Source organism: Paracoccus pantotrophus (assembly GCF_008824185.1).
Lineage (GTDB): Bacteria > Pseudomonadota > Alphaproteobacteria > Rhodobacterales > Rhodobacteraceae > Paracoccus > Paracoccus pantotrophus.
This window is the reverse complement of sequence record NZ_CP044426.1, coordinates 24,943-51,851: the sequence shown is the minus strand read 5'-3', so window position 1 is coordinate 51,851 and position 26,909 is coordinate 24,943. Positions and strand designations below refer to the sequence as shown.

Here is a 26,909-nt window from a genome sequence, read left to right as displayed (position 1 = left end):
TCGCAGCTCCTGGAATATCGGAACGACATGACCTTGCGAATGCGCCGGCCCCAGCTGGCGCGGAACGCGCGGTGAACGGTTTGTTATTGATAGCTTCGCACCAGCGCGGCCGCAATCATGCCCCAGCCGTCCACCACGACAAAGAAGGCCAGTTTGAAGGGCAAGGCCACCACCACCGGCGGCACCATCATCATGCCCATCGACATCAGCACAGCCGAGACCACGAGGTCGATGATGAGAAAGGGCAGCGCCACCAGGAAGCCGATCTCGAAGGCGCGCTGGATCTCGCTGAGCATGAAGGCGGGGATCAGCACCGACAGCCGGTCGGGCGATGCCTGTGGGTCGGGGGCAATCTCGGCCAGGGTGGCCAGCATCTCGGGGTCGGTGCGATGCTCCATGAAGCCGCGGAAGGGGACGATGCCGCGCTGGAACGCCTGCTCGACGGTGATCGCGCCGTCGCGCAGCGGTGCGCCCGCGACCTGCCAGGCCTCGGTCAGCACCGGGCTCATCACGAACCAGGTCAGGAACATGGCCAGGCTGACGATCAGCATGTTCGGCGGCGATTGCTGCAAGCCCAGCGACTGGCGCAGGATCGAGAGCACCGTCACGATGAAGGGAAAGCAGGTCACCATAATGGCGATGCCCGGCGCCAGAGACAGCGCCGTCATCACCGCCAGCAGCGTGATCGCATGCCGGCCGATGCCGCCGGCGACGGCTTCGAGGCCCGCCCCGTCGAGGCCCGCCCGGTCGATCAGCGGCAGATCCTGCGCCGCCGCGGCCTGCGGCAGCAGCAGCAGCAGGGCCGCAAGGACCGGGGCAAGGACAGGCACCAGCCTGATCACGATGCGCCTGCCGGGCCGAGGATGCGGACACAAAGCCGGTTGTCGGTCTCATCGCCCGAGACGAGTTCGCCCCGCGCGATGACCTTGTCGCCGACGCAGATCTCGACGCCGTCCGACATGTCCTGGTCCAGGGTCAGCACGTCGTCCGGCCGCAGGCGCGACAGCTCGGCGACGGTCAGTTGCGTGCCGCCCAGCCGGATGGCGATTTCCACCTGGATCTGGTCGGTGGCAATAAGGCTGGCAAGATCGTCCATGATCAGTCCCCGGTCTTGATGTCGTCGATGATGGCCTTCAGTTCCGCGCAAGCCGCCGCAGGATCGAAGAGGATCGTGCCCTGGCCCGCGACCAGCTCGACCATCTCCCGCCCCGGCGGCAGGTTCTCGATCCGCACCTGGGGAAACTGCCCGCGGCCCAGGCAGTCGGCAAGGTCGGGTTGCAGGTCTTGCGGGCAACGGACCACCAGCGCGCGGTCCGGCGCGTGTTCGACGATCCGCGCCACCTCATCGGCCAGGGCCAGCCGCAGCCGCTCCCTTTGCGAGCGCGGGCCAAGCACATCCACCAATGCATGCAGCACCGGCGCCAGCGCCTTGCGAAGCTCGGCGCGCAACGCGACCTCTTTTTCCTGGCCGATCCGCATGTCGCAGCGCAGGTCGGCCAGCGCCTGGGTCAGCGCATCCAAGCTGGCCTCGCGTCCCTCGGCCAAGCCCTTTTCATAACCGCATTGAAAGGCTTCCTCGCGCTCGGCCGCGGGTGCCAGCCCACCGGCACCCGCGGCGCCCAAGGAAAAGGAATCAAGCCGAAGCGCGGCGGGGCTCATAGCGCATCCTCACGTTTCTCGATCCAGCCCGACAGGATCTGCAGGCTTTCGTCCTTGCGCGATTTCATCAGATCCTTGAGCCGGGTGACCGGATCGCCGTCCTCTGCCCCCATGGGCGTAAAGTCGATCTCGGGCACGACATTGGCCTGGGACGGAGGAGGGCTGCCCTCGGCCCTGGCAACCGCAAGCGCCGCCGGAGGTTCGGAATGGTCCAGCATGGCCTGCGCCGGATGGCCCGCGGGCCTCGAGCGCAGCAGCGGACGCAGCAGGAAGGCCGCCAGCGCCAGCGCGAAAAGGCCGACCAGCGCGATGCGGATCAGCCCGTTCAGGTCCAGCCTGGACAGCAGGCCGCCGGTTCTGGCCAGGGTGCCCGCCTCGGAAAGCGAGGCGAAGGCCAGCGATTTCACCGTGATCGCATCGCCCCGCGCCTCGTCGAAGCCCACGGCCGAGGCGACGAGTTCGCGGATCGCCTGAAGCTCGGCCTCTTCTCGCGGCACCAGCATGGTTTCGCCATTGGCCTCGGTCCGGGCGGTGCCGTTTACCAGCACGGCGACGGTCAGGCGGCGGGTGGCGCCGGGCTGGCGTGTCACCTCGCGCGTGACCTTGCTGACCTCGAAATTCGAACGCTGGCGGGTTTCCGACCGCGAGGAGCGGCCTTGGTCGCCGGCATTCTCCTGGCCTTCGGGCAGGTTCGACGCGGCCGTAACCGCGCTCTGCTGCGCATTGCTGCTTTCATCGGCGCTTTCCTCGCTTTCCTGCGAGATCAGCGCACGCTCCTGCGGGTCGAAGCGTTGCTCGGTCAGGAACTCGGATTCGTTGACCACGTCCAGGTGCAGTTCGACGATGGCATTGCCATGGCCGACATGCGCGGCCAGGATGCGCTCGACATTGCGCTTCATCTCGGCCTCGCGGTCCTCGCCGGCGAAATCCTCGCCCGAGGAAATGACGCCGCGTTCGCTGTCGATCACCGCCACACGGTCCGCCGACATGCCCGGCACGCCCGAGGAGACCAGGAACTTCAGCGCCTTGGCCTGGCTGCGGTTGATCGGCGTGCCGTCGGTCGTCAGCGTGACCGAGGCGGTCGCCTCGGCCTCGCGCCGATAGCCGCGGCCCTGCGGCACGGCCAGGTGCACGCGCGCCGCCTTGACGTTCGGCAGGGCCAGGATGGTGCGCGCCAGCTCGCCCTCCTTGGCGCGCCAATAGGCAGCGTCGAACATCTGCGAGGTGGTGCCGAAACCCGACATGCCGTCCAGGATTTCATAGCCCTTGCCGCCGGCCGAGGGCAGCCCCTCGCCGGCCAGCATCATGCGCAATTCGTCGCGCCGGCTTTCCGCGACCCAGATCGAATCGCCCCGGATCTGGTAGGGGATGCCGGATTTCTCGACCGCGGCCATGACCGCGCCGGATTGCTGCGAATCCAGCCCCGAATACAGCAGCGCCATGCCGGGCCGGCTGGCCAGCCAGGAAAGCCCGGCAATGGCGGCAAAGGTGAACAGGAAGGCAGCCGCCAGCACGGCCCTTTGTCTTGCGCTTCTTTCGCGCCAGTAGTCCTGCAGCTTCAGCAAAACCGTCCCCTTCGAATCGCCGTTATCCTTGTCGCGACCTTCATGGCACGGGGGCGATTAAGAATTGGTTAGCCCGCGGGTGTTATCCAGTCCCCGGACGGACGGAGAATCACCATGACCGATGTCGCCGACATCAACGCGGAAGAAAAACCCGGCGGGGGGATCGGGCGCATCCTGCTGCCGCTGGGGTTGGCCCTGGTCCTGGGCGGGGCGGGCTTTGCCTCGACCTGGCTGGGATTCTGGTCGCCCCTGTCGCTTCTGGGGCCGAAGCCGGAAAAGGTGCAGACCATGACCGCGCCGGCCGTGGCCTTCGTCGATATTCCCCAGATCGTGCTGACGCTGGCCGGGCCACGGGGGCGGACGCTGGTGATGACGGTCAAGATCGAGACCGACCAGAACCGCCGCGCCGAGGTCGAGCACCTGATCCCGCGCCTGCTGGACAGCTTCAACGGCTTTCTCACCGACATCGACCCAGCCGCTTTCGAGAAACGCGGAATATTGGACATCGTCCGGGACGAGCTGGCGACGCGCGCCGTCTTCGTCCTGGGCAAGGAGGCGTTCACCGATGTCCTCATCACGGAGTTCAGGATCCAATGACGATTGCCCAGCTTTTACAAGTCGTTCTGATCACCTTTAGGATCGTCTGAACTACCGCTTCGGCTTCGCGGATTTTCGGGCAGAGGCGGTCTGACGAGGGCACGTCGACCGGGTATGCCGACGATTTCCGGGTATCGGCCCGTTCGAAGGGCCGGGATCGGCACCTGTGGGCAGACTCCACCTCATGCCAGCAGCCTTCGTCGGACGAGGAACAGGTTGCCGAGGGCGAACAGGGTGAAGAGCTGAGCACGGTTCTTTGCAAGCCCGCGGTAGCGGGTCTTGAGATACCCGAACTGCTGCTTGATTACCCGGAAGGGATGCTCGACCCGAGCGCGCACCCTGGCGATGACCCGGTTGATGTCCGCGTCGACGGGATGCAGCGCACCGCCCCTTGGCGCCTTGCGCATGACGCCCCAGAACTTGCCCGGCCCGGAGAACGCGGCCTCCCGCGCCGCGCTGACATAGCCCCTGTCCGCCCAGACTGATGTCTCCCCGCCGTGCAGGAGCGCGTCCCAGACCTGGCTGTCATGGACCTTCGCCGTCGTCGTCTCGAGGCTGTGCACGATGCCGCTGTCAGCATCGACGCCCACATGCGCCTTCATGCCGAAGTACCAGGTATTGCCCTTCTTCGTGGATGACATCTCGGGGTCGCGGGCCTTTGCCTCGTTCTTGGTCGACGAGGGCGCGTCGATGATGGTTGCGTCCACCAGTGTCCCGGAGCGCAGCGTGATCCCCTGATCGGCCAAATGGCTGTTCACCTCGGCGAACAGCTGCTCGGTCAGTCGGTGCTTCTCCAGCAGGTGGCGGAAGTTCAGGATCGTGGTCTCGTCGGGGATCCGATCGTCGCCAAGCTCGATGCCCGCGAACTGCCGCATGGCGTCGCTGTCATACAGTATCTCCTCGGCCAGCGGATCGCTCAGGGCGTACCACTGCTGCAGGAAGTAGACCCGCAGCATCGTCTCCAGCGGCATCGGGGGTCGCCCGCCCTTCGGCCCAGCCTTGGGGTAGTGCGGCTCGATCAGTGAAAGGAGGCGGCTCCACGGCACCACAGCCTCCATCTCGGCGAGGAACTTCTCCCGCCGCGTCTGCTTCTTCTTCATCGATTGGCGGAGGCCGGGAAAGGCAGGCTGCTTGGGCATCGGGGCGCATCCTCTGGTGTCCCGCCCAGTCTACCTCAAGGCGCGCGAGGCGCGAGGTTTTTCAGACCTTCCTTTACCATCGGGCTGTCGGCATTCTGCTTCATGCTGGCCCGCCGGCTGCGCAAGCTGAACGACCTGGAGACCGGCCTGGGCGGCGCCATCGCCGTCATGACCAGCGAGATCGGCCGGCTGGAGAAATCCATCCTGCTGGCCAAGGCCGAGGCCACCGCAGCGACCCAGGCCCTGGCCGAGGAGATCGAACGCGCCAAACAGGAGCGCGCCTTCTGGATGCTGCAACAGAAATTCGCCGAGCCCGGCCCGCAGCGGTCAAACCGGCTGCAACGCCGCCGCCGGCGCGAAGGGGCGGTGGTGGATGCGTAGGCCGGTCCTGTCGATCCTGGGCGGCGTGATGATCCTGGCCGCGGCCGGCCAGGCGGCGATGCTGATGGATGGGCTGTCGCGGCTGTCGGCCCATGCCGTGCCGTCCGAGCTGATGGCCGGCTGCTCCGATGTCCCCGAGGCGGTGGCCCTGGCCGAGACGCTGCGCGAGCGCGCCCTGCGCATCGACCGCTACATGCAGGACATCGAGCGGCGCAAGGCCGAGATCGGCGCGGCCGAAAAGCGGCTGACCGAGCGGCTGGTCGAGCTGCGCAAGATTAGGCAGCAGATCGCCCAGAACAGCCGCGGCCAAAGCCAGGCGCAGACCGAGGACATCGCGCGGCTGATCGCGGTCTACGACCAGATGAAGCCGGAACAGGCGGCCATGGTCCTGTCGAACCTGCCGCCGGATTTCGCCGCGCAGATCCTGGCCCGCGTCCAGCCGGAAACCGGTGCCCGCATCATGGCCTCGGTCGAGCCGGGCCATGCCGCGGTCCTGACCTCATACATGGGCGCCCTGCGGGCCGCCGGGAAGTAGGTGAACAGATGTTCGGCATGATCGGCATTGTCGTGACCTTCGCGATGGTCTTCGGCGGCTATCTCCTGGCCGGCGGAAAGCTGGGGGTCATCCTGCATTCGCTGCCCTTCGAGATGATGATGATCGGCGGGGCGGCGATCGGCTCGTTCCTGCTGTCGAACGAGACGGCGGTGATCAAGCAGGCGCTGGGCGGCATCGGCCGCTCGCTCAAGGGGCCGCGCTGGCATGAATCCGACGTGCAGGACGTGTTGTGCCTGCTGTTCCAGCTGCTGCGGATCGCCCGCGCCAGCCCTGTCGAGCTGGAGGAGCATATCGAGAGCCCCGGCGCCTCGCCGATCTTCCAGGCCTATCCGCGGATCCTGGCCGACGAGCATGTGGTGACGCTGATCGCCGACACGCTGCGATCCGCCAGCCTGAACTACGACGACCCCTATCAGGTCGAGGAGATGCTGTCGCAACGCATCGGCCTGATGAACGAGGAATCCATGCACGCGCCCCACGCCTTGCAGAACATGGCCGACGCGCTGCCGGCGCTAGGGATCGTCGCCGCCGTCCTGGGCGTGATCAAGACCATGAGCTCGATCGACCAGCCGCCCGAGGTGCTGGGCAAGATGATCGGCGGGGCCCTGGTCGGCACGTTCCTGGGCGTGTTCCTGGCCTATGCGCTCGTCGCGCCCTTCGCCCAGCGGCTCGGGGCGGTGACCAAGCAGGACCAGGCCTTCTACGACGTGATCAAATCGGTGCTGATCGCCGGCCTGCACCAGCATGCGACCAATCTTTGCGTCGAGGTGGGCCGGCAATCCGCGCCCGAACATGTCCGCCCCTCGTTCGGCGATGTCGAGAACGCGCTGCGCGAACTGAAGAGGGCATCGTGATCGCAATGCTGATCCTGGCCGCGGCATTCGCCGCCGAGCCCGTCCCGGCCGGGCTACCGACCCGCGACGGCCTGATCCGCGAGGCGACCGACCGGCTGCTTTACGGCGAGCAGCTGCCGGCGGACATGGGCGACCGGCTGATGCGGCTTTCGCCCGCGGACCGGATTGAGGTCCTGATCTTTCTCAGGCGGTCGGGCATGCTGGCCGGACCGGCCTGGAGCATCGAGCGCCTGCTTGAGCCCGCCAGACCCCAGGGAGCCCAGGAATGAGCATTGCCGAGACAGGCGCAGGCACGGGCTGGGCCGCCCGGCCGCTGATCATCACCGGGGTCTTGCTGCTGATCGTGCTGTCCATGGTCATCCCCATGCCGGCGCGGCTGCTGGACCTGGGAATCGCGCTCTCCATCGCCAGCGCGACGCTGATCCTGGTCATGGCCTCGCTGGTGGAGAAGCCCACCGATTTCCAAGCCTTCCCGGTCCTGCTGCTGGTCTCGCTGCTGATCCGGCTGTCGCTCAACATCTCGTCGACCCGGCTGATCCTGACCGACGGACAAAGCGGCACCGCCGCCGCCGGCCACGTAATCCAGGCCTTTGCCGAATTCGTCGCCGGCGGCTCGCTCCTGGTGGGGCTGACGGTCTTTGCTGTGATCACGGTGGTGAACTTCATGGTCATCACCAAGGGGTCGGGGCGCATGGCCGAGGTCTCGGCCCGCTTCGCGCTGGATTCGCTGCCCGGCAAGCAGCTGGCCATCGACGGCGACCTGAACTCGGGCGCCATCGACCATGACGAGGCCAAGCGCCGCCGCGCCCGCGAACAGCGCGAGATCAGCTTCTTCGGCTCGCTCGACGGCGCGTCGAAATTCGTCAAGGGCGATGCCATCGCCGGCCTGGTCATCACGCTGATCAACCTGTTCGTCGGCCTGGCCGCGGGCGTGCTTTTGCACGGCATGCCCCTGGGCGAGGCGATGAGCACCTATTCCAAGCTGACCATCGGCGACGGGCTGGTCAGCCAGGTTCCGGCGCTGATCACCTCGATGGCCGCGGCTCTGCTGCTGTCGCGCGGCGGCGCCACCGAGACGACGGCAGACCTGCTGTCGCAGCAATTCCTCAGCAACTGGCAGGTTCCCTTCATCAGCGCGGCGGGGATGCTGGTCATCGGCCTGGTCCCCGGCATGCCGACGCCGGTGTTCTTCGGCCTGGCGGCGGTGCTGGGCACGACGGCCTAGTTCATCCGCACCCGCCAGGACCGGCCGGCCCCCAGGGTAGCGCCGGACAAGCCCCGGAGCGCAGCGCCCGCGCCGACCCGCATCGGCGACGTGCTGGACACCGACGAGATCTGCGTCGAGATCGGCGCGGGCCTGATCGTCAGCGCGCTGGACCCGGCGCGCGGGCTGGGCCAGCGCATCACCAACCTGCGGCTGCATGTCGCCCGCGCCTACGGGCTGATCCTGCCCGATGTCCGCATCACCGACGGCACCGGCTTCCAGGACGGCGAATATGTCATCCGCCTGCACGGGGTGGTGCGCGGCAAGGGCGTCCTGCGGCCGCAGGGCGTGTTGGCGCTGGGCGCGGAATCCACGCTCGAGGGGCTTGCGGGCGAAAGCGTGCGCGAACCGGTCTACGGCAGCGCCGCGCGCTGGATCGCGCCGGAATGGCAGGACGAGGCGGCGATCGCAGGCGCCACGGTCGTCACCCCGATGGAGGTGCTGTCCACGCATCTGATGGAGGTGGTCAAGACCAACCTGCCCGCGCTTCTGACCCTGTCCTCGATGCAACGCATGATCCGCGAGCTGTGCGGCGTGTCGGACGAGCATCGCGCCCAGGTCAACCAGCGCTTCTTCGACAGCATGGTGCCCGACAAGGTGTCGCCCGAGATGCTGCTGGCCGTGCTGCGCGGTCTGCTGGAGGAACGCATCTCGGTCCGCAACCTGGTTCTCATCACCGACGCGGTTCACGAATCGCGCAACGCCGCCTCGCCCGAGGCCGTCTATGAACAGGTCCGCAAGCGGCTGCGCGGCCAGATCACCGAACAGTTCCTGGATCAGGACGGTTATCTGGGGTTGCTGCAACTGCATCCGCAATGGGAGGCCGAGATCGCCCGCAACGAGGCCGAAGGCGCCAGGGCCGGGACCAATGCCGTCCCGCAGATCCAGAAACGCCTGGCCGAAGCCGTGCAGGCCACCCTGGCCGAGCTGCCGCCCGGCCTGGAGGTGGTGCTTGCCGTGCCCGACCATCGCCGGCGCCTGGTGCGGATGATGCTGACCTCGGCCGGGATCGCGACACCGGTGCTGGGGCTGGACGAGATCGACCCCGCCGCGCAGATCCGGCTGCGGGGGACGGTGGCGCCATGACGCAATTCCTGGCCGATCCGCGCCTGGCGGCCATGCTGGCCGCGCTGATGCTGACCTATTGCCGGGTGCAGGCCTGTTTCGCGATGCTGCCGGTCTTCTCGGAGCGCGCCCTGCCGGTGCGGGTGCGCACCGCGCTGGCCATGGCGGTCACGCCCCTGCTGGCGGAGAGCGCGCGGCCCCTGGGGGACATCGGCAGCCTGCTGCACCTGGCCGCCCTGGCCGGGGCCGAGATCCTGACCGGGCTGGTTCTGGGCGGGCTGGTGCGGCTCTTCGCGGTTGCGCTGGACATCGCGGCGACGGCCATGGCCGCGACCGCATCGCTGTCGCAGCTGATCGGCGCCGCCAACGAATATTCCCCGCATCCGATCGGCAACCTGCTGCACCTGGCGGGCCTCGCCCTGCTGATGGCCCTGGGCTTTCCGATCCTCGCCTTCGATCTCTTGCGCGAAAGCCTGGTGCTGCGGCCTCTGGGCGACTGGCCGCAGGTCTCCGAGGTGCTGTCCAGCGCCGTCGCGCTGGTCCGGCAGGGGTTCGTCCTGGCCATGCTGTTGGCGGCCCCGTTCATCCTGGGCGGATTCCTGTTCCAGGTGCTGTCGGGCATGATCAGCAAGGTCATGCCCACGCTGCCGGTCGTCTTCATCGTCGCCCCCGGCGCGATTCTGCTGGCCCTGCTGGCGCTGGTCGTGCTGGCGCCCTCGATCCTGCCGATCTGGGCCGACGCGGTCCTTGGCAAGATGGGAACGCTGCTGCGATGAGCCGGGAAAGCAACGACGACAAGCAGTTCGACGCCTCGGAAAGCAAGCTGCGCAAGGCACAGCAGGAGGGCGATGTCCCGCGCTCGGCCGAGCTGCAATCGGCGCTGATGTATCTGGGCTTCTGGTTCGCGGCGCTGTTCGCCACCGCCTGGGCCGCGCCGGCCTGGATCGGCATGGCCGCGCGCGCGCTTGGCGCCGAGCCCTGGCCCGAGGGCGCGGGCCGCGCCGTCACCGACCTGGCCCGCGCGCTGGCGGGACAGGCCGGGCTGGCGACCCTGGCCGGGGTCGCGATCATGGCCTTGCCGATCCTGCTGGGCATGGTGGCCCAGGGCTCGGTCGTACTGACGCCCAAGAAGCTGCTGCCGGATTTCAAACGCATCAACCCGGTCAGGAATGCCGGCCAGAAATTCGGCAAGAGCGGGCTGGTGGGTTTTGCCATATCGCTGGGCAAGGCGCTGCTGGTCGGGGTGGGCGGCTGGTTCCTTTACGCCTCGCTCCTGTCCTGGCTGATGGCCTCGGGCGGCATGCAGGATCTACAATGGATCGAGGGGCTGGGCCTGATCCTGCGCCGGGCGGTGCTCTTGGCGCTGGGGATCGGCGCGGTTTTCGCCGTCATCGACCTGATCTGGAAGCGCCTGGAATATCTCAGGCGGCACCGCATGTCCCGCCAGGAAATGCAGGACGAGCACAAGGAGAATGAGGGCGACCCGCACCTGAAGGCCGCGCGCCGGCAGAAGGGCATGGACATCGTGCTCAGCACCATGCTGGCCGATGTCGAAAAGGCCGATGTGATCATCGTCAACCCGACGCATTTCGCCGTGGCGCTGGAATGGAAGCGCGGCAGCGGCCGGGCGCCGGTCTGCCTGGCGAAAGGCGTGGACGAGGTCGCCCGCCGCATCCGCGAGCGCGCGCAGGAACACCAGGTGCCGGTCTGGTCGGACCCGCCTTGCGCCCGCGCATTGCATGCCACGGTCGAGATCGGGTGCGAGATCAGGCCCGAGCATTTCGCCCCGGTCGCCGCCGCGATCCGCTTTGCCGAGGCCATGCGCAAGAAGGCGCGCGAGGGCTGGGGCAGCGCCCCCCGCCGCCGGGAGGAAGGATGAGACAGGGCCGCGATGCGCTGGCCGGGCTTGAGCGGATCGCCCGGCTCAAGGCGGATATGGAGATGCGCCGCCTGGCCGCCTTTCGCGCCCATGTCGAGGCGATCCGCCACCAGATCGACCGGCTGGAGGCCGAGCTTCAGGCGATCTATCGCACCGACCAGCCGTTTTCCGTGGCCGAGGCGCGGCTGACCAACCTGCTGGCGCGGGAACGCAGCCGGGCGCTGCTGGCCGCCGAGGAAGAGCTTGCCCGGATCCTGCCCGGCTATGAACAGGCCCGGCAGGCGGCGGCGCGCGAATTCGGCCGCGGCGAGGCGGTGCAGGCGCTGCGAAAGGACCTGGTCGCGCGGGCGCGGCGCGACAGGGCGCGGCGGGGCAGCGGATGACGGCACGGGCCTGCGACAAAACGCCGCTTGCCCGGCAAGGCGGAGGGCAGAGACCCGCCCTGGCCGGCAGGCCGCCACGGCCGGAGGCAAGCGCGCCCAGGTCGGCCCGGTCCCGGCCGGTCAAGCGTCCCGCCTTGCCCGACGGCCGGCCGGGCCGCGGCGGCGACCCTGGCCGGTACCGGAGCCCCGCGCAGGCGAATCACGCCAAGCGGGCACGGCACCTGAGAATTTTTCTCGCCGCCGCGGCCTTCCCATCCTGCCGGCGCACAGCGATGCGGGCCGGAAAAGAATGCGCCGCTTCTTCAGGTTTTTGCCGCCCGCGTCACAAGGCCCCCGGCAAAGGCGATTCGTTATTGATCCAAGGGGAATGCTGGGCCAATCAGGCCACACTTTTAGACATATTGCGCTTCACCGCGCAGAACCTTTGCAACGAATCCGGTTTGCCCTTATGAACGGGAAGGCTCGATTTGCGTCGGCGTTACGGTGTCTGAGTTCCGTTCTGCGGAACACGCAGGGCAAGTTAAGGAGTAATCAGGGGGTTCTTGCGGATGCCTAAGGCTCTTCCGGTAACGCGTGGTCGCAAATTCTTGCAGGTGCTGGAAGGCGCCCGGACCATTTTCCTGCGCGATGGATTCGAAGGGGCGAGTGTCGATGACATCGCCCGCGAGGCAGCTGTGTCCAAGGCGACGCTTTACAGCTATTTTCCCGACAAGCGCGTGATGTTCATGGAAGTTTTCTGCAACGAGCTTGCCCGCGAGGCAGCCGATGCCAGCGCCCTGATCGAGGTCGAACTGCCGGTCGAGCAGGTCCTGCCCTTCATCGTGCAGATCATCTCGGCGCATATGATCTCGGAATTCGGGCTGCGCATCTTCCGCGTCAGCGTGGGCGAGGCCGAGCGTTTCCCCTCGCTCGCGCAGGAATATTACGAATCGGGGCCGGCGCTTCTGCGCCAGCAGCTGATCGCCTACCTGGAGCGTTGCGTCCAGCGTGGCGAATTGCGCATTCCCGACCTGGAACTGGCCGCCGACCAGCTGATCGAACTGGCCGGGGTCACGATCCACGACCGCGCCCTGTTCCTGGGACCGCAATCGGTGGACAAGGAGCTTTTGCGCAAGGTGAACCGCAGTGCGGTGGCCATGTTCCTGGCCTGCTATGGCAATGGCCGGAACGCGCTGGCCGAAGCGGCCGAATAGGCCGCGGCTCACGCGGTTTCGCGGCAACGCCGCGCCCTATTCGTCAAGGCGCCGCTTCTCATTCTCACGCCGCGCCCTTATGCTGCCGCGCCAGGAATTCCCTTACTGGATGATTGCCGATGACCCGAGCCCTGATCGCGCTTCTTGCCCTTGCCCCCCTGGCCGCCTGCGCCCCGGCCTATGCGCCGGCGCCCGAGCCGGTTCCGGCCGTCGCGCCGCTGCCGCCCGTGCCGGTGGCCGGTGTCAGCGGGCTGGAATCGCGCGAACCCGACGCCTGCCATGCCAAGAACTATGTCTCGGCCCTGGGCCAGCCCGGCAGCATCATCCCGACCCTGGGCGTGACCCGCGACTATCGCGTCGTCGAATATCGCGGCATCGAGCCGCAGGAATACGACCCGCTGCGCATCGTCTTCCGGCTGGATGCGGCCGGCAATATCTACAACATCGATTGCGGCTGACGATGCGGGGGATCGGCCGCTTCCTGCTGCTGGCGCCGCTTTGCGCGCTGGCTGCCTGTGTCGCGGCCCCGCCCCCGGCGCAGCCGCCGGGGCCAGAGGCTGACAGCTGCAACGCCGCGCCGTTCCGCGGCCTGGTCGGCCAGCCGCGCGCGGTGCTGGACAGGATGATCCTGCCCGCCGGCACCCGCATCATCGGCCCGCGCGATGCGGTGACGATGGACTACCGCGCCGACCGGATGAACTTCGAGATCGGCGAGAACGGCCGGATCGCCAAGATCGGCTGTTATTGACACGCATGGCGGCGGCGGGCGAGCCCGCCGCGTCCCCATGCGGCGAGCTTGCGGCATGACGCCGCCGCAGGCCCTGGGCCCCCTTGGGTGGGGCGCACGCCGTATGCCCCGGCCGCCGGCTCTGCCGGGCCGCGCCTTCGGCGACATACGTCAGGATATGGGACCGGCCAGTCCGGTCGTGCCGCGCCGGGCTTGACCCATTCCGAATGCGCGGCCGATCCGGCAAGGGCCGTGCCTTGCCCCGCGCCATGCCCAGGATCGCGGCTATGGACCGGGCGGGGCGGATGTTCTAGACATTTTCCGGGGCAAGCAGGCGGCCGGGCGCCGGCCCAAGGGGGGAGCTGGGGAATTGGCCACGCTGAAGGATGTCGCGCGGGCCGCCGGGCTGTCGGTCACGCAGACCAGCCGGGCGCTGAACGACCATTCCGACGTGAACGAGACGACGCGCAAGCGGGTCAAGGCCGTGGCGCGGTCGCTGAACTATCAGGCCAATATCTCGGCGCGCAAGCTGGTGACCGGGCGTTCGGGCATGGTGGCGCTGGTGGTGCCGCAATCGACCAACCTGGCCGAGGACGGGCTGTTCATCGAGGGCGTCGCCGGGCTTTCGGCGCAGTTCTCGGGTCGCGGCATGCAATTCGTGCTGCATGTCACCCGCCCGCAAGAGCCGATCATCGAGGTCTACAAGCGCCTGATCGGCAACGGGGTTCTGGACGGTTTCGTGCTGTTCAGCCCCTCGGACGACGACCCGCGCGTGGCCTTCCTGCGGGAAAACGCCATCCCCTTCGTCGTGCATGGCCGCATCGGCCCCGCGCCCGATCACGCCTATTTCGACATCGAGAACGAGGGCATCCTCTACCAGATGGCCAGCCACCTGACCGGGCTGGGCCACCGGCGCATCGCGCTGATCAACGGCCGGCAGGGGCTGAGCTTCGCCTCGGCCCGGCTGCGCGGCTATCGCCGGGCGCTGGAGGAGGCCGGCATCGCCTTCGACCCGGCGCTGACCCGGCACGGCGAGATGACCGAGGCGCTGGGGCTGGTCTCGACCGTCGAGATGTTCCGCCTGGGCGGCCCGCGGCCCACCGCGATCATCTGCAGCCATGTCCATATCGCCAAGGGGGTCTACAAGGCACTGGAGGCGCTGGAGCTGTCGATCCCCGGCGACGTCTCGGTGATGGCGCATGACGACCACATGCCGGCGCTGCGCGCCTCGGCCTTCTTTCCGGCGCTCAGCGTGACCAAGGCGCCGCTGCGCGACAGCTGGGAGCCGCTGGCCGATTGCCTGGCCGGCCTGCTGGAGGGCCGGCCGCTGAAGGAATTGCAGCGCGTCGGCCCGCATGAGCTGATCATCCGCAACTCGACCGGCGCGGCGCCGGAATGAACCGCCAAGGACAGACCATGACCCTTCCCGACCGCACCGCGATCGAGGCGATGGATGCGCAAGACCCGCTGCGCCACCTGCGCGACGCCTTCATCCTGTCCCCGGACGAGGTCTATCTGGACGGCAATTCCCTGGGGGTGCCGACCCGCGCCGCGCAGGAGGAACTGCTGCGCGCCGCCCGCGACGAATGGGCCGGCCAGCTGATCCGCAGCTGGAACGGCGCCGGCTGGTTCGACCTGCCCATCGAGCTGGGCGACCGCATCGGCCGGCTGATCGGCGCGGCGCCGGGGCAGGTGGTGGTGGCCGACACCACCTCGGTCAACATCTACAAGGCGCTGCATGCCGCCATGGCGCTGCGGCCGGGGCGCCGCACCATCGTCGCGGAAAGCGGCAGCTTCCCGACCGATCTCTATATCGCCGAGGGCGTGGTCTCGACCCTGCCCGGCGCGCGGCTGCGGCTGGAGGGCGTGGACGGCCCGGCCATCGAAGACATGCTGGACGCCGATGTCGCGGCGGTGCTGGTCAACCATGTGAACTACAAGACCGGCGCATTGCGCGACATGGCGGCGCTGACCGCGCGCATCCAGGCGGCGGGCGCCATCGCTGTCTGGGATCTGTGCCATTCGGCCGGGGCGCTGCCGGTCGAGCTGGACGCTGCCGGGGCGGATTTCGCCGTAGGCTGCACCTATAAATACCTGAACGGCGGGCCGGGCGCGCCGGCCTTTATCTATGTCGCGCGCCGGCATCAGGGGCAGGCGCGCCAGCCGCTCAGCGGCTGGTGGGGCCATGCCCGGCCCTTTGCCTTCGAGACCGGCTACGAGGGCGACCCCGGCATCCGCCGCTTTCAATGCGGCACCCAGCCGATCCTGTCGATGCGGGCGCTGAAAGGCGCGCTGGCGATCTGGGACGGGGTGGACATGGCGGCGCTGCGGGCGAAAAGCCTGGCCCTGACCGAGCTGTTCATCCAGCTGGTCGAGGCGCGCTGCGCCGGGCTGGGGCTAAGGCTGGAAAGCCCGCGCGAGCCCGCCCGCCGCGGCAGCCAGGTCGCCTTCGGCCACGACCATGCCTGGCCGGTGATGCAGGCGCTGATCGCGCGCGGGGTGATCGGCGATTTCCGCGCGCCCTCGACGCTGCGCTTCGGCTTTGCGCCGCTCTACCTGCGCCATGTCGACGTGCTGCGCGCGGTCGAGGCGCTGGAGGAGGTTCTGAAAAGCGCAAGCTGGAAAGACCCGCGCTTTGCCCGGCCCGCCGCCGTGACCTGAAAGAGGGCTTGCGCCCACGCCGCAGGGCACGGGCGCGCGGGACGGCCTAGTTCAGGTATTTCTCGGGATCGACACTGTCGAAGCCGTTGCGCACCTCGAAATGCACGACGCCCTGGCTGCGGGTCTTGCCCAGCGGGGTGCCGGCACTGACGCTTTGCCCCTTGGTCACGGCGACATCCTCAAGCCCGGCATAGACGGTCATCAGGTTGCCCTCGTGGCGGATGACGATGATCGGCACCTGGTCGGTGTCGCGGGTGATCGCGGCAACGGTGCCGCTGCCGGCGGCGGAAACCGGGCTGCCGGGGGCCGCGGAAATGTCGATGCCGTCGTTCTTGCCCTTCTGGTAGGTGCGGATGATGGCGCCGTTGGCGGGCATGCGGAACTTGCCGCTGCCCGAGGCGGCGGTGCGGGTCTTGCCCAGGTCGGGGCCGGCCGGCTTGTTCACCGCACTGGCGGCGGGCTGGGTACGCTCGTTCGGCAGGGGCTCGGCCGAGGAAGGCGGGCGCGGCGTCGGGCTGCCGGTTCCGGGCGCGGTGACGACTGCCGTGGCGGGGCGGCTTTGCCCGGCCACGGGGATCAGCAGGCGCTGGCCGATGCGCAGGGTCATGTCCTGCCGCAGCCCGTTCCACTGCGCCAGGTCGTTGACCGAGACATTGTATTTGCGCGCGATGGACCAGGCCGTCTCGCCGGCCGCGACGACATGCTGCTTGGGCTGACTTGCCGCCGGCAGGGTCTGCGCGGTCACGGCCCCCGCCCCCGCGGCCGGGGGCACCTCCGGCTGCCGGACGCCCTGGCCGGCAAAGGGATCGCTGACCTGCCCGGTCGAGGAGACGATGGGCGCCGCCGCAGGCGCCCCGGCAGCCACGCGGCGCGGCAGGGCGACCACCGCGCCGGGATTCAGCACGGTATTGGCCTCGATGGCATTGTACCTGGCCAGCTCGGCCGCGTTCAGCCCCAGCCGGGCGGCAATGGTGGCCACCGTATCGCCCTGCCGCGCGATGGCGACCTGGTAGCCGGGATAGGAGATCACGCCGCGCTGGTCCGGCGCCGGGCGGGGCTGGGCGCGCGCGGCCGCGCCGGCAGTTTCCAGCCCGCCCCGGCCCCAGCGCCGCAGGTCGGGGTCGAAATTGCTGAAATCCAGGCCACCCTGCGGCCCGCAGGACGCCAGCGCCATCGCAGCGCCGGCGAGCATCGCCAACTGCCTGATCTTGATCATCTGCCCGTTCCTCACTCTGGACGGCCGGGGGTCATGTCTGTCCCAACCCCTCGACCAGCGGCACGAAGCGCACCTGCCGCAATTCGTCATAGTCAAAGCCGCTTTCGCCGCGCCGCACGCGGATCAGGGTCTGGACCGCATCCGACTGCCCGACCGGCACCACCATGATACCGCCGATCTTCAACTGCGCCAAGAGCGGGCCCGGCGGATCCTCGGCCGCCGCCGTCACCATGATGCGATCGAAGGGCGCCTGCTCGGGCAGCCCGCGCGAGCCGTCGGCGACCAGGGCGGTGATGTTGGGCAGGCCCAGGTGGCGAAACAGCGCCTCGGCCTCGGCCACCAGCCGGCGGTGGCGGTCGATGGTATAGACCCGGCGGCACAAGAGCGACAGCACCGCCGCCTGGTAGCCCGAGCCGGTGCCGATCTCCAGCACCTTGTCGCGCGGCCCCACCTCCAGCGCCTGGGTCATCAGTCCCACGACCGAGGGCTGGCTGATGGTCTGGCCGCAGGGAATGGGCAAGGGCGTGTCGTCATAGGCGCGATCCTCGAAATGGCCGCGCACGAACTCGCCGCGGTCGATGCGCTCCATCGCCTCCAGCACGCGCGGATCGGTGACCCCGCGCTGCCGCAGCGCGAACAGGAAGCGCATCTTGCGTTCGGCAGTCTCGGGATCGTCGCCCATGCCTGGTTCAGCCCTCCTCCAGCACGCCGCGCAATTCGGCCAGGGTCTTGTGGCAGGTCAGGTCCGGCCGCATCGGCGTCAGCGAGATATAGTCGCGCATATTCGCGTCCACGTCACTCTCCGGCGTGGCCTCGGCGGTCTGCGAGCCGCCCAGCACCCACAGGAAGCGCCGGCCGTTCGGCGCGTGATAGGGCTCGACCTCGAAGCGCACGCCCTGGCGGCGGCCCTGCGGCGCGACCCGCGTGCCCTTGACCGAACCCGCGTCGCAGGGCGGGAAGTTGATGTTGTAGAACAGCCGGAAATCCTCGTCCGAGGTCCAGTCGCCATAGTCCAGCAATTGCCGGATCAGCCGCGGCCCATGCGCCCGCGCCGCCTGGAACGGATCGTCCAGAACCGCGGTGCGGCTGCCCATGTATTGCGACAGGGCGATGGCGGGCAGGCCCTGCAACGCCGCCTCCATCGCGCCGCCCACGGTGCCGGAATACATCACGTTCTCGCCCGAGTTATTGCCGCGGTTCACGCCCGACAGCACCAGGTCGGGCGGATTGTCCCGCATCACGTCGGCGATGGCGGCAAGGACGCAATCGGCCGGCGTGCCCTCGGCGGCAAAGCGGCGCGGGCCCAGTTCGGCGATCAAGGTCGGATGGACATAGCTGATGCAATGGGCGACGCCCGATTGCTCGAAGGCGGGGGCGACGGTCCAGACCTCGCCGCCCGGTCCGGCGACCTCGGTCGCGATCGCCTCCAGCGTCTCGAGCCCCGGAGCGTTGATGCCGTCGTCATTGGTGATCAGAATGCGCATGGTCTTTCCTGTCCGGCCGCCGCGCCGGGCCGCTGTCCACGCCGCCCGCGTCCCTCGCCGCCATATCTGCCCGTCACATCTGCTTTATCCGCGCCACAGGCTTGCGACAACCCGCGCGAAAGGCCATGGAAGCGTTTGACGCAGGGCTGTTGCCGGGGCAGCATCGGGACAAGGCAATAAGCCGGGCAGGACATGCAGATCTATCTTCCCATCGCCGAGGTGGCGGTCAATGCGCTGGTGCTGATCGGCCTGGGCGGCATCGTCGGGCTGATGTCGGGCCTGTTCGGCGTCGGCGGCGGCTTCCTGATCACGCCCCTGCTGTTCTTCATCGGCATTCCGCCGGCCATCGCGGTGGCGACCGGCGCCAACCAGGTCGTGGCCTCGTCCTTTTCCGGCGTGCTGGCGCATGTCAAGCGCAAGACGGTGGATTTCCGCATGGGCTGGGTCTTGCTGGCCGGCGGCCTGGTCGGTTCCTCGGCCGGGGTGCTGCTGTTCAACATGCTGTCGCGGCTGGGCCAGGTCGATCTGGTGGTGCAGCTTTGCTATGTCGTCTTCCTGGGGCTGATCGGCGCGATGATGCTGCAGGAAAGCCTGCGCGCGCTGCACCGCGCGCGCCGCAGCGGGCCGATCAAGCCGATGCGCCGCCACCAGCACGGCTGGGTGCACAAATGGCCCTGGAAGATGAAGTTCCGCGCCTCGGGGCTTTACATCAGCTCGATCCCGGTGCTGCTGGTCGGCGCCGCGGTGGGCGTGCTGGGCGCGATCATGGGCGTCGGCGGCGGCTTCATCATGGTGCCGGCGATGATCTACCTGCTGGGCATGCCGACCAAGGTCGTCATCGGCACCTCGCTGTTCCAGATCACCTTCCTGTCGGCCTATACCACGCTGATGCACGCCGTGTCCTCGAACACGGTGGACGTGATGCTGGCGGTGCTGCTGATCGTCGGCGGCGTGACCGGGGCGCAGATCGGCACCCACCTGGGCGCCCGGCTGCGGGCCGAACAGCTGCGCATCCTGCTGGCACTTCTGGTGCTGGGGGTCTGCGGCAAGCTAGCGCTGGACCTGTTCCTGCGCCCGGACGAGCTTTACTCGATCACGCCGGGGATCTTGCGATGATCCGGCATGCGCTTTTCGCCGTCCTGGCGCCGGTCCTGCTGGCGCTGCCGGCGAATGCGCAGCCGGCTATCCCCGAACAGCCGCCCGAGCAGATCGTCGCCGGGCTGTCGCGGGACGACGTGGACATCACCACCAGCTTCGACGGTTCCGAGATCATCATCTACGGCGCCATCAAGCGCGAGACGCGGATCCCGGCGGGCGAGCCGCTGGACGTAATCGTCACGCTGGAGGGGCCGGCCCAGGCGCTGACCGTGCGCCACAAGGAACGCCGGCTGGGCATCTGGGTCAATACCGGCCGGGTCAGCATCGGCTCGGCCCCCAGCTTCTACGTGGTGGCGACGACGCGGCCCCTGCACCTGATCCTGCCCGCGGCCGAGGACCAGCGCCACCGCATCTCGATCCCGCTGGCGATGCGCGCCTTTGCCGGGCCGATGGAGGTCGAGGATGCCGTGCCCTATACCGAGGCGCTGATCCGCCTGCGCCGCGCCGCCGACGTCTACCGCCAGGACGACGGCGCCGTGCGGCTGGCCGAGGAGACGCTGTTTCGCGCCGATGTCCGCCTGCCTGCCAACCTGGTCGAGGGCGTCTACAGCACCCGCATCTTCCTGTTGCGCCAGGGCCGGGTCATCGACACCTTCCGCGCGCCCATCGAGGTGCGCAAGGTCGGGCTGGAACGCTGGCTCTATCGCCTGGCGCTGGAGCAACCCTTCATCTACGGCATCATGTCGCTGGCCATCGCGGTGGCGGCGGGCTGGGGCGCCTCGGCCGCGTTCCGGCTGGTCAAGCGTCCCTGACCGCGCCGCGGCGGAACGGCCCCATCTCGGCCAGGATCGCCATTTCCTCGCCCACCGCCTCGCGTTCGCGTTCCAGGTAATCGGCGATGGCCTTGCGAAAGCCGCGGTCGGCGACCCAATGCAGCGAATGGGTCTGGCTGGGCATATAGCCGCGCATCAGCTTGTGTTCGCCCTGCGCGCCCGCCTCGACGCGGGACAGGCCATGGGCGATGGCCCAGTCGATGGCCTGGTGATAGCACAGTTCGAAATGCAGGAAGGGGTGGTCCTCGACACAGCCCCAATAGCGGCCGTAAAGCGCGTCCCGGCCGATCAGGTTCAGCGCACCGGCGATGGGCCGGCCGTCGCGCTCGGCCAGGACCAGCAGGCAGTCGTCGCGCATGGTGTGGTGCAGGATGTCGAAGAAGGCCCGGGTCAGGTATGGCCGGCCCCATTTGCGCCCGCCGGTATCCTGATAGAAGCGCCAGAAGGCGTCCCAATGCCCGGGCCGGATCTGGTCGCCGGTCAGGCTGTGGATGCTGCCGCCGAAAGCCTGCGCCCGCTCGCGCTCCCTGCGGATCGCCTTGCGCTTGCGCGAGGACAGCTGGGCCAGGAAATCGTCGAATGTCCGATAGCCCCGGTTCAGCCAGTGGAACTGCTCGCTGGCGCGGGGCAGGAAACCGGCCGCCTCGCCCAGCCGCGCCTCGGCCTCGGTGCAAAAGGTGACATGCGCGCCCGACAGGCCCGATTGCTGCGCGAATTGCGCCATGGCCGCCAGCAGCGCGCGCTGCACCGCCGGGCTGGAGGCGATCAGCCGCGGCCCGGTGACGGGGGTAAAGGGCACAGCGCATTGCAGCTTGGGGTAATAGCGCCCGCCGGCCCGCGCATAGGCCTGCGCCCAACCGTGGTCAAAGATGTATTCGCCCTGGCTGTCGGTCTTGACATAGCAGGGTGCCGCGCCCGCCACCTGCCCGTCCAGCCGCGCGACCAGGTGGCTGGGGTGCCAGCCCGTCCCCTCGCCGACCGAGCCCGATTGCTCCAGCGCCGACAGGAAGCGATGCGTGGTGAAGGGGTTGGCGTCCGCCCCGCAGCCGTCCCATTCGGCGGCGTCGATCCCGGAAATCGCAGGCAGGACGGAAACGGCAAGCTCGCTCATGCGGGCAACATAGGCGCGGGCGCGGCGATTGTCAGGGCTTGGCAGGCAGGTAATGCTCGAATGTGATATTGTCGGCGACGCGGCGCGCCTCGGCCTCGATGGCGGCCGAGCGCACGGTCCAGCACAGCACCGGCACGCCGCGCGCCTTCAGCGCCGCCACCGCCGGATTGCCCAGGTCGCGGCGGTCATGCGAGATGAAGCCGGCCCCCACCCGGTCGAAATCGGCGATGGCCGCCAGATGCGCACGGGTGACGTCGTCCAGCATCGGCCAGTCCACGGCCTCATAGCCGCAGGTGGTCAGCCCCACCGTCACCCCCGGCGCGGCAGCGTGGAAAGCCGCGACCGCATGCGGGTTGAAGGACATGACCGCGACCGGGCCGTCATAGCCGGAAAGCAGCCGCGCCACCTCGGCCTGCAGATCACCCACCTCGGCCGAGACGCGCAGGCTCTGGTCCTTGATCTCGATCAGCAAGGGCACCCGGCCCGCGACCTCGTCCAGCAGTTCCGAGAGCGTCGGGATATGCTCCTCGGTGCCCATGATGCGCAACATGGACAGCGCGTCGATGCCCAGGGCGCTGACCAGCCCCTCGGCCCCGGTCAGGCGCGGCAGGTCGTCGTCGTGAAACACCAGCGCCGTGCCGTCCGCGGCGCGCTGGATGTCGCATTCGATGCCATAGCCCGCGGCAATGGCGGCGCGGAACGCCGCCATGCTGTTTTCCGGCACGCCCGGCCCGTGCAGCCCGCGATGGGCAATCGGCAGGCGCAGGAAATCCGGGTGAAGACCCATCAGGCGAACTCGAAGATCGCCTCGACCTCGACCGCGACGCCGCGCGGCAGCGCCGGGGCCGAGACGGCGGCGCGGGCATGGCGGCCCTTGTCGCCGAAGACCTCGACCATCAGGTTCGAGCAGCCGTTGATCACCTCGGGCTGGTCGGTGAATTCGGGCGTCGAGTTGACGAAGCCGGTCAGCTTGACCACCCGCACCACCCGGTCCAGCGACCCCAGCGCCGCCCGCGCCTGCGCCAAGAGCGCCAGGCCGCAGCCGCGCGCCGCCTCGGCCCCCTCCTCGACCGCCAGGTCGGCGCCCAGGCGGCCCTTGGCCGGGCTGATCTGGCCGGAAACGAACAGCAGGTTGCCCGTCATCACATAGGGCACGTAATTCGCCGCCGGCGCGGGCGCGTCGGGCAGCGTGATCCCCAGCTCTGCCAGTTTCGTCTCGATGGACATGCTATCCTCCTACCAGTCGATGAAGTCGCGGAAATCGCTCAGCACGATGCGCCAGGTGTCCAGCGCGTCGTCGAAATTCTTGCGCCCGATGCCGTCGCCCGCAACCCCGATATCCATCTCGATGAAGGGATCGCCGGTTTCGTCCAGCCAGACCTTGCCGAAACGCTTCTCGCGGTTCCAGCGATTCGCCATGCTCTCGGGCATCGCATCGTCCAGGTCGAACCCGGCCGAGAACTGGATCGCCGCGCAGGTCTGTTCGCATTGGTAGAAATAGACCTGAAAGCTGGTGCCGTCGATGCGGCTTTCGATCAGCGGATCGCCGGCGCCGTCGGTGACCAGCTTGGCCGGCAGGCCGAAATCCGCCATCAGCAGGCGAATCACCTCGGGATCGCCCATGACCTGCGCCTGCGCCGCGGGCGCCTGGATCAGCGCCGCCAGCACAAGGGGAACCAGGGTTCGCATCATCTTCTCCATTGCGGAAATCGCGCGCTGATTACCGCTTTGCGCGTCAGGCCACCAGAGCCTCCGCGCGCTTCAGGTCGACGCTGACCAGCTGGCTGACGCCCTGTTCCACCATGGTCACGCCGAACAGCCGGTCCATGCGCGACATGGTGACGGCGTGGTGCGTGATCACAAGAAAGCGGGTCTCGGTCCGCCGCGTCATCTCGTCCATCAGGTCGCAGAACCGGGTGACGTTGGCGTCGTCCAGCGGCGCATCCACCTCGTCCAGCACGCAGATCGGCGCCGGATTGGCCAGGAACACCGCAAAGATCAGCGCCAGCGCCGTCAGCGTCTGCTCGCCGCCCGAAAGCAGGCTGAGCGTCGAGAGCTTTTTCCCCGGAGGCTGGCACATGATCTCCAGCCCCGCCTCCAGCGGATCGTCGGATTCGACCAGCACCAGCCGCGCCTCGCCGCCGCCGAACAGATGCGTGAACAGGGTGGTGAAATTGGCGTTCACCGTGTCGAAGGCCGAGAGCAGCCGCTCGCGCCCCTCGCGGTTCAGGCTGCCGATGCCCTGGCGCAGCTTGCGGATCGCCTCGGTCAGATCCTCTTTCTCGGCGCCCAGCCGGTCGCGCTCGGTCTCCAGCTCGCGCTTGTCCTCGTCGGCGCGCAGGTTCACGGCCCCCAGCGCGTCGCGTTGCTGGCGCAGCCGGGCGATCTGCTCCTCCAGCGCCTCGGCGGCGATCTCCTCGACCTCGCCCAGAGAGTCCAGCAGCGCCTCGGGCGTGGCCTCCAGTTCTTCGTGGATGCGCAACCGGGCGGCGGATTCGGCCTCGATGGCGGCTTCGGCGCGGGCCTCGCGGGCGGCGCGGGTCTCGCGCGCGTCGGATGCGGCGCGCTCGGCCTCGCGCTCGGCCTCGGCGGCGATGCGCAGCGCCTGGTCAGCGGCCGACAGCGCGGCACGGGCGCGGGCCAGGCGGGCGGCGGCCTGCGCCTCGGCCTCGGTCAGCACGCCGCGGCGCTCGGCCAGGATCTCGGGCTGGGCCTCGGCTTCCTCCAGATCGGCCGCGGCCTGATCGCGGCGGGCGGCCAGTTCGGCGGCGCGGGTGCCGGCCTGGTCTAGCCGCAGCCGCCAGCCGGATTCCTCCTTGGCGATCTCTTGCAGGCGCTTGACCCGCGCATTGGCCTCGCGCCGCAGCTCGTCCAGCCCGCTGCGCCGGGTCATGGTGGCGATGCGCGCCGCCTCGACGCCCATGCGGGCATGGTCCAGCGCCGCGGCCGCCGCGCCGCGGTCGGGCAGCTCGGCCAGCGCCTGCTCGGCCTCGGCCAGCCGGGCGCGGGCGTCCAGCGCATCCTCGCGATGCCGGGCCAGTTCGGCGCGGGCCGATTCGGCGCGGCTTTGTGCCATGGAAAGCTCGGATTCGGCGCGGGTGACGGCGCGCACGGCATCCGACAGCCCGCGCTCGGCCTCGCGCCTGGCATCACGGGCGCGTTTCTCGGCCTCGGCCGCGGCCAGGTGGCGGTCGCGCAGCGCCTGATGCGCGGCCTGCGCATCCTCGGCGCGGGCCTGCGCCGCCTCGGCCTGTTCGGCCAGCTCGGCCAGCTGGTTGACCTTTTGCAGATGCAGCGCGGCCGAGGACGCCGCCTCGCCTGCCATCACCCGCATGCCGTCCCAGCGGAACAGGTCGCCCGCCCGCGTGACCAGCCGCTGGCCGGGGGCAAGTGCAGGCTGCATCGCCGCGCCCAAGGCCGCATCCGCGACCAGCCCGACCTGCGACAGCCGCCGCGCCAGCGCCTCTGGCGCCTCGACATGCGGCGCCAAAGGTTCGGCGCCCGCGGGCAGCGGCTGCGGCGAGCCGTAGCCCGGCAGCCGGTGCCAGCCCGAGCCGTCCTCGGCCAGCCCGACACCCAGGTCGTCGCCCAGCGCCGCGCCGAAGGCCGTCTCGTAGCCGCGTGCGACCCGCACCAGATCCAGGATCGAATCGCCGCCCTGCCCGCGTTCCACCAGCCGCTTCAGCGCCGCCATCTCGGCATTCAGCGCCGAAACCTCGCCCTCCGCCTCGGCCCGTGCCGCGCGGGCGGCGGATTCCTCGGCCTCCAGCGCGGCGCGGGCCTCCTCGGCCTCGGCCAGCGCCGCCTCGGCGGCCTCGACGCGCTCGCGGGCCTCTTCCTGCGATTCCTCGGCAGCTTCGCGGGCGGCATCGGCCTCGGCGCCGGCATCGGCGGCGCGGGCGGCGGCGGCTTCGGCCTCGGCGGCGGCACGGGTGGCGCGGTCCCGCATCTGCCGCAGGTCGTGGACCAGCCGCTCGGCGGATTGGTGACGGGCGGCAAGGCGGGCGGATTCGTCGGTCAGTTCGGCCAGCTTGGACTCGACCTCGCGCAGCGCCCCGGTGGCCTCCTCGGCGGCATGGCCGGCGGCCTCCAGCCGCTCATCATGGCCCTGCCCGGCCTTTTCCAGCTCGCGCCTTTCCCATTCCAGCCGCTCGATCACCTCGCCGGCATCGCGGTTCAGCGCCGATTCGCGCTCGATGTCGCGGTCGAGCTGGGCGATGCGCGCCAGCAGCGTCTGGATCGCCTGGGCGGCGCGGGCCTCGGCCTCGTCCAGCGCCTCGCGTTCCACGGTGGCGCGGGACAGGATGGCGCTCGCGACCTGCTCCTCCTCGCGCAGCGGCGGCAGCTTCGCCTCGGCCGCCTCGCGGGCGGCGATGGCGTGGCGGGCCTGGGCCTCGGCCTCGGTGGCGGCGCGGATCGCGGCCCGCAGCGCCTCGGCCGTCGCGGCCTTGGCCTGGTCGGCCTCGGCCCAGCGGCGATACAGCAGCACGCCCTCGGCCCGGCGCAGCGCGGCGCCGATCTCGCGATAGCGCGCGGCGGCGCGGGCCTGCCGCGCCAGGCTGGCCGCCTGCGTGGACAGCTGGTCCAGCGTGTCGTCGACGCGGGTCAGGTTCGCCTCGGCCGCGTTCAGCCGCAATTCGGCCTCGTGCCGGCGCTGGTAGAGGCCGGAAATCCCCGCCGCCTCCTCCAGCACGCGCCGCCTTGCCTTGGGCTTGGCGTTGATCAGCTCGGAAATCTGCCCTTGCCGCACCAGCGCCGGCGAATGCGCCCCGGTCGAGGCATCCGCGAACAGCATCTGCACGTCGCGCGCCCGCACTTCCTTGCCGTTGATGCGATAGGCCGAACCGGCGTCGCGGGTGATGCGGCGGGTGATGTCCAGCGCGTCGGCATCGTTCAGCCCGGCGGGGGCGAGGCGGTCCTTGTTGTCGATGGTCAGCGTGACCTCGGCATGGGCGCGGGCGGAACGCCGCGCGGTGCCGGCAAAGATCACATCTTCCATCCCGTCGCCGCGCATGGCGGTAGGCCGGTTTTCGCCCATGACCCAGCGCAGCGCCTCGAGCAGGTTCGACTTGCCGCAGCCGTTCGGGCCGACCACGCCGGTCAGCCCCTCGTGGATGACCAGGTCGGTCGGGTCCACGAAGCTCTTGAAACCATTGAGGCGCAGGCGGTCGAAACGCAATGCGAAGGGTCCACGACGATCGTTCAAATCCCCCGGATTTTTCGCCATCGGGGCGCTCAAGTCAA

General features: G+C 69.2%; 28 protein-coding genes and 1 pseudogene. 16 read left to right on the top strand and 13 right to left on the bottom strand.

Annotated elements, in window-relative coordinates; translation table 11 throughout:
• Positions 1 to 83: 83 nt before the first annotated feature.
• From fliP to fliF, 4 genes are read right to left on the bottom strand one after another with little or no spacing between them, the layout of a single operon-like run.
• Complete coding sequence (gene fliP, locus ESD82_RS10705) at positions 84 to 842, bottom strand: flagellar type III secretion system pore protein FliP (protein ID WP_024842704.1); 759 nt, start codon at positions 840 to 842, stop codon at positions 84 to 86.
• Complete coding sequence (locus ESD82_RS10700) at positions 839 to 1,096, bottom strand: FliM/FliN family flagellar motor switch protein (RefSeq protein WP_024842705.1); 258 nt, start codon at positions 1,094 to 1,096, stop codon at positions 839 to 841. The genes fliP and ESD82_RS10700 overlap by 4 nt, the downstream gene beginning before the upstream one ends.
• A 2-nt stretch (positions 1,097 to 1,098) precedes the next feature.
• Positions 1,099 to 1,659, bottom strand: coding sequence for a hypothetical protein (locus ESD82_RS10695; protein WP_024842706.1), 561 nt, complete (start codon positions 1,657 to 1,659; stop codon positions 1,099 to 1,101).
• A complete protein-coding gene (gene fliF / locus ESD82_RS10690; protein WP_147427391.1) occupies positions 1,656 to 3,224 on the bottom strand; it encodes a flagellar basal-body MS-ring/collar protein FliF in 1,569 nt (522 codons plus the stop codon). Before fliF ends, ESD82_RS10695 begins: the two co-directional genes overlap by 4 nt.
• Before the next feature lie 114 nt (positions 3,225 to 3,338).
• On the opposite strand from fliF, the gene ESD82_RS10685 reads away from it, so the two are divergent.
• Positions 3,339 to 3,821: a flagellar basal body-associated FliL family protein gene (locus tag ESD82_RS10685; RefSeq protein ID WP_024842708.1), complete on the top strand. Its 483-nt coding sequence runs from the start codon at positions 3,339 to 3,341 to the stop codon at positions 3,819 to 3,821.
• A gap of 182 nt (positions 3,822 to 4,003) precedes the next feature.
• Here the strand turns inward: ESD82_RS10685 and ESD82_RS10680 are convergent, their stop codons facing one another.
• Positions 4,004 to 4,960: an IS5 family transposase gene (locus tag ESD82_RS10680; protein ID WP_147427392.1), complete on the bottom strand. Its 957-nt coding sequence runs from the start codon at positions 4,958 to 4,960 to the stop codon at positions 4,004 to 4,006.
• A gap of 102 nt (positions 4,961 to 5,062) precedes the next feature.
• Between ESD82_RS10680 and ESD82_RS10675 the strand changes: the two genes are divergently transcribed.
• The 13 genes and pseudogenes from ESD82_RS10675 (at position 5,063) to kynU (ending at position 15,923) form a co-directional block, all read left to right on the top strand.
• Complete coding sequence (locus ESD82_RS10675; protein ID WP_244314566.1) at positions 5,063 to 5,341, top strand: hypothetical protein; 279 nt, start codon at positions 5,063 to 5,065, stop codon at positions 5,339 to 5,341.
• Positions 5,334 to 5,876, top strand: a complete 543-nt coding sequence (locus tag ESD82_RS10670; protein WP_024842710.1) for a MotE family protein — start codon at positions 5,334 to 5,336, stop codon at positions 5,874 to 5,876. The genes ESD82_RS10675 and ESD82_RS10670 overlap by 8 nt, the downstream gene beginning before the upstream one ends.
• Positions 5,877 to 5,884: 8 nt before the next feature.
• Complete coding sequence (gene motA, locus ESD82_RS10665) at positions 5,885 to 6,751, top strand: flagellar motor stator protein MotA (RefSeq protein WP_024842711.1); 867 nt, start codon at positions 5,885 to 5,887, stop codon at positions 6,749 to 6,751.
• A 5-nt stretch (positions 6,752 to 6,756) separates the two neighbouring features.
• Complete coding sequence (locus ESD82_RS10660; protein WP_244314605.1) at positions 6,757 to 7,020, top strand: hypothetical protein; 264 nt, start codon at positions 6,757 to 6,759, stop codon at positions 7,018 to 7,020.
• A pseudogene (locus tag ESD82_RS10655) lies at positions 7,017 to 9,101 on the top strand (flagellar biosynthesis protein FlhA). Before ESD82_RS10660 ends, ESD82_RS10655 begins: the two are co-directional and overlap by 4 nt.
• Positions 9,098 to 9,856, top strand: a complete 759-nt coding sequence (locus ESD82_RS10650) for a flagellar biosynthetic protein FliR (RefSeq protein ID WP_147427394.1) — start codon at positions 9,098 to 9,100, stop codon at positions 9,854 to 9,856. The pseudogene ESD82_RS10655 and the gene ESD82_RS10650 overlap by 4 nt, the downstream one beginning before the upstream one ends.
• Positions 9,853 to 10,959, top strand: coding sequence for a flagellar type III secretion system protein FlhB (gene flhB / locus ESD82_RS10645; RefSeq protein WP_147427395.1), 1,107 nt, complete (start codon positions 9,853 to 9,855; stop codon positions 10,957 to 10,959). The genes ESD82_RS10650 and flhB overlap by 4 nt, the downstream gene beginning before the upstream one ends.
• Positions 10,956 to 11,342, top strand: a complete 387-nt coding sequence (locus ESD82_RS10640; RefSeq protein WP_024842716.1) for a hypothetical protein — start codon at positions 10,956 to 10,958, stop codon at positions 11,340 to 11,342. The genes flhB and ESD82_RS10640 overlap by 4 nt, the downstream gene beginning before the upstream one ends.
• 548 nt (positions 11,343 to 11,890) lie before the next feature.
• Positions 11,891 to 12,535 (top strand): TetR/AcrR family transcriptional regulator, encoded by a 645-nt coding sequence (locus ESD82_RS10635; RefSeq protein ID WP_147427396.1) that lies wholly within the window; start codon positions 11,891 to 11,893, stop codon positions 12,533 to 12,535.
• A gap of 119 nt (positions 12,536 to 12,654) precedes the next feature.
• A complete protein-coding gene (locus ESD82_RS10630) occupies positions 12,655 to 12,993 on the top strand; it encodes a hypothetical protein (protein WP_024842717.1) in 339 nt (112 codons plus the stop codon).
• A 2-nt stretch (positions 12,994 to 12,995) separates the two neighbouring features.
• Positions 12,996 to 13,283, top strand: a complete 288-nt coding sequence (locus ESD82_RS10625) for an I78 family peptidase inhibitor (RefSeq protein WP_147427397.1) — start codon at positions 12,996 to 12,998, stop codon at positions 13,281 to 13,283.
• Positions 13,284 to 13,632: 349 nt separating this feature from the next.
• Positions 13,633 to 14,661, top strand: a complete 1,029-nt coding sequence (locus ESD82_RS10620) for a substrate-binding domain-containing protein (protein ID WP_147427398.1) — start codon at positions 13,633 to 13,635, stop codon at positions 14,659 to 14,661.
• A 17-nt stretch (positions 14,662 to 14,678) separates the two neighbouring features.
• Positions 14,679 to 15,923: a kynureninase gene (gene kynU / locus ESD82_RS10615; RefSeq protein WP_147427399.1), complete on the top strand. Its 1,245-nt coding sequence runs from the start codon at positions 14,679 to 14,681 to the stop codon at positions 15,921 to 15,923.
• A gap of 46 nt (positions 15,924 to 15,969) precedes the next feature.
• On the opposite strand, the gene ESD82_RS10610 is transcribed toward kynU, so the two are convergent.
• From ESD82_RS10610 to surE, 3 genes are read right to left on the bottom strand one after another with little or no spacing between them, the layout of a single operon-like run.
• On the bottom strand, positions 15,970 to 17,139 hold the full coding sequence (locus ESD82_RS10610) for a LysM peptidoglycan-binding domain-containing protein (RefSeq protein ID WP_147427400.1): 1,170 nt from the start codon (positions 17,137 to 17,139) through the stop codon (positions 15,970 to 15,972).
• Between the two features lie 31 nt (positions 17,140 to 17,170).
• Entirely contained in the window at positions 17,171 to 17,821 is a 651-nt protein-coding gene (locus ESD82_RS10605; protein WP_024842722.1) for a protein-L-isoaspartate(D-aspartate) O-methyltransferase, read from the bottom strand.
• A 7-nt stretch (positions 17,822 to 17,828) separates the two neighbouring features.
• Positions 17,829 to 18,623 carry a 5'/3'-nucleotidase SurE gene (gene surE / locus ESD82_RS10600; RefSeq protein ID WP_147427401.1) on the bottom strand — a complete coding sequence of 265 codons (795 nt, stop codon included), beginning with the start codon at positions 18,621 to 18,623 and terminating at the stop codon, positions 17,829 to 17,831.
• A gap of 192 nt (positions 18,624 to 18,815) precedes the next feature.
• On the opposite strand from surE, the gene ESD82_RS10595 reads away from it, so the two are divergent.
• Positions 18,816 to 19,739 carry a sulfite exporter TauE/SafE family protein gene (locus ESD82_RS10595; protein ID WP_024842724.1) on the top strand — a complete coding sequence of 308 codons (924 nt, stop codon included), beginning with the start codon at positions 18,816 to 18,818 and terminating at the stop codon, positions 19,737 to 19,739.
• Positions 19,736 to 20,533: a TIGR02186 family protein gene (locus tag ESD82_RS10590; protein WP_024842725.1), complete on the top strand. Its 798-nt coding sequence runs from the start codon at positions 19,736 to 19,738 to the stop codon at positions 20,531 to 20,533. The genes ESD82_RS10595 and ESD82_RS10590 overlap by 4 nt, the downstream gene beginning before the upstream one ends.
• On the opposite strand, the gene ESD82_RS10585 is transcribed toward ESD82_RS10590, so the two are convergent.
• From ESD82_RS10585 to ESD82_RS10565, 5 genes are read right to left on the bottom strand one after another with little or no spacing between them, the layout of a single operon-like run.
• Complete coding sequence (locus ESD82_RS10585; protein WP_147427402.1) at positions 20,520 to 21,665, bottom strand: GNAT family N-acetyltransferase; 1,146 nt, start codon at positions 21,663 to 21,665, stop codon at positions 20,520 to 20,522. The genes ESD82_RS10590 and ESD82_RS10585 overlap by 14 nt on opposite strands.
• 31 nt (positions 21,666 to 21,696) lie before the next feature.
• The gene (locus tag ESD82_RS10580; RefSeq protein WP_147427403.1) at positions 21,697 to 22,452 is read right to left on the bottom strand and encodes a glycerophosphodiester phosphodiesterase family protein; all 756 of its coding nucleotides are present in this window, start codon (positions 22,450 to 22,452) and stop codon (positions 21,697 to 21,699) included.
• Complete coding sequence (locus ESD82_RS10575; protein ID WP_024842728.1) at positions 22,452 to 22,892, bottom strand: RidA family protein; 441 nt, start codon at positions 22,890 to 22,892, stop codon at positions 22,452 to 22,454. Before ESD82_RS10575 ends, ESD82_RS10580 begins: the two co-directional genes overlap by 1 nt.
• Before the next feature lie 9 nt (positions 22,893 to 22,901).
• The gene (locus tag ESD82_RS10570) at positions 22,902 to 23,357 is read right to left on the bottom strand and encodes a YbjN domain-containing protein (RefSeq protein ID WP_244314565.1); all 456 of its coding nucleotides are present in this window, start codon (positions 23,355 to 23,357) and stop codon (positions 22,902 to 22,904) included.
• Between the two features lie 43 nt (positions 23,358 to 23,400).
• Entirely contained in the window at positions 23,401 to 26,844 is a 3,444-nt protein-coding gene (locus ESD82_RS10565; RefSeq protein ID WP_147427404.1) for a chromosome segregation SMC family protein, read from the bottom strand.
• Between the last annotated feature and the right edge of the window lie 65 nt (positions 26,845 to 26,909).

What these genes read in the sequence shown, in the direction of transcription:
- ESD82_RS10700 (WP_024842705.1), bottom strand. Translation starts at nt 1,096, where the DNA reads ATGGACGATCTTGCCAGCCTTATTGCCACCGACCAGATCCAGGTGGAA.
- ESD82_RS10695 (WP_024842706.1), bottom strand. Translation starts at nt 1,659, where the DNA reads ATGAGCCCCGCCGCGCTTCGGCTTGATTCCTTTTCCTTGGGCGCCGCG.
- ESD82_RS10685 (WP_024842708.1), top strand. Translation starts at nt 3,339, where the DNA reads ATGACCGATGTCGCCGACATCAACGCGGAAGAAAAACCCGGCGGGGGG.
- ESD82_RS10680 (WP_147427392.1), bottom strand. Translation starts at nt 4,960, where the DNA reads ATGCCCAAGCAGCCTGCCTTTCCCGGCCTCCGCCAATCGATGAAGAAG.
- ESD82_RS10675 (WP_244314566.1), top strand. Translation starts at nt 5,063, where the DNA reads ATGCTGGCCCGCCGGCTGCGCAAGCTGAACGACCTGGAGACCGGCCTG.
- ESD82_RS10670 (WP_024842710.1), top strand. Translation starts at nt 5,334, where the DNA reads ATGCGTAGGCCGGTCCTGTCGATCCTGGGCGGCGTGATGATCCTGGCC.
- motA (WP_024842711.1), top strand. Translation starts at nt 5,885, where the DNA reads ATGTTCGGCATGATCGGCATTGTCGTGACCTTCGCGATGGTCTTCGGC.
- ESD82_RS10660 (WP_244314605.1), top strand. Translation starts at nt 6,757, where the DNA reads ATGCTGATCCTGGCCGCGGCATTCGCCGCCGAGCCCGTCCCGGCCGGG.
- ESD82_RS10650 (WP_147427394.1), top strand. Translation starts at nt 9,098, where the DNA reads ATGACGCAATTCCTGGCCGATCCGCGCCTGGCGGCCATGCTGGCCGCG.
- flhB (WP_147427395.1), top strand. Translation starts at nt 9,853, where the DNA reads ATGAGCCGGGAAAGCAACGACGACAAGCAGTTCGACGCCTCGGAAAGC.
- ESD82_RS10640 (WP_024842716.1), top strand. Translation starts at nt 10,956, where the DNA reads ATGAGACAGGGCCGCGATGCGCTGGCCGGGCTTGAGCGGATCGCCCGG.
- ESD82_RS10635 (WP_147427396.1), top strand. Translation starts at nt 11,891, where the DNA reads ATGCCTAAGGCTCTTCCGGTAACGCGTGGTCGCAAATTCTTGCAGGTG.
- ESD82_RS10630 (WP_024842717.1), top strand. Translation starts at nt 12,655, where the DNA reads ATGACCCGAGCCCTGATCGCGCTTCTTGCCCTTGCCCCCCTGGCCGCC.
- ESD82_RS10625 (WP_147427397.1), top strand. Translation starts at nt 12,996, where the DNA reads ATGCGGGGGATCGGCCGCTTCCTGCTGCTGGCGCCGCTTTGCGCGCTG.
- kynU (WP_147427399.1), top strand. Translation starts at nt 14,679, where the DNA reads ATGACCCTTCCCGACCGCACCGCGATCGAGGCGATGGATGCGCAAGAC.
- ESD82_RS10610 (WP_147427400.1), bottom strand. Translation starts at nt 17,139, where the DNA reads ATGATCAAGATCAGGCAGTTGGCGATGCTCGCCGGCGCTGCGATGGCG.
- ESD82_RS10605 (WP_024842722.1), bottom strand. Translation starts at nt 17,821, where the DNA reads ATGGGCGACGATCCCGAGACTGCCGAACGCAAGATGCGCTTCCTGTTC.
- surE (WP_147427401.1), bottom strand. Translation starts at nt 18,623, where the DNA reads ATGCGCATTCTGATCACCAATGACGACGGCATCAACGCTCCGGGGCTC.
- ESD82_RS10595 (WP_024842724.1), top strand. Translation starts at nt 18,816, where the DNA reads ATGCAGATCTATCTTCCCATCGCCGAGGTGGCGGTCAATGCGCTGGTG.
- ESD82_RS10590 (WP_024842725.1), top strand. Translation starts at nt 19,736, where the DNA reads ATGATCCGGCATGCGCTTTTCGCCGTCCTGGCGCCGGTCCTGCTGGCG.
- ESD82_RS10585 (WP_147427402.1), bottom strand. Translation starts at nt 21,665, where the DNA reads ATGAGCGAGCTTGCCGTTTCCGTCCTGCCTGCGATTTCCGGGATCGAC.
- ESD82_RS10580 (WP_147427403.1), bottom strand. Translation starts at nt 22,452, where the DNA reads ATGGGTCTTCACCCGGATTTCCTGCGCCTGCCGATTGCCCATCGCGGG.
- ESD82_RS10575 (WP_024842728.1), bottom strand. Translation starts at nt 22,892, where the DNA reads ATGTCCATCGAGACGAAACTGGCAGAGCTGGGGATCACGCTGCCCGAC.
- ESD82_RS10570 (WP_244314565.1), bottom strand. Translation starts at nt 23,357, where the DNA reads ATGATGCGAACCCTGGTTCCCCTTGTGCTGGCGGCGCTGATCCAGGCG.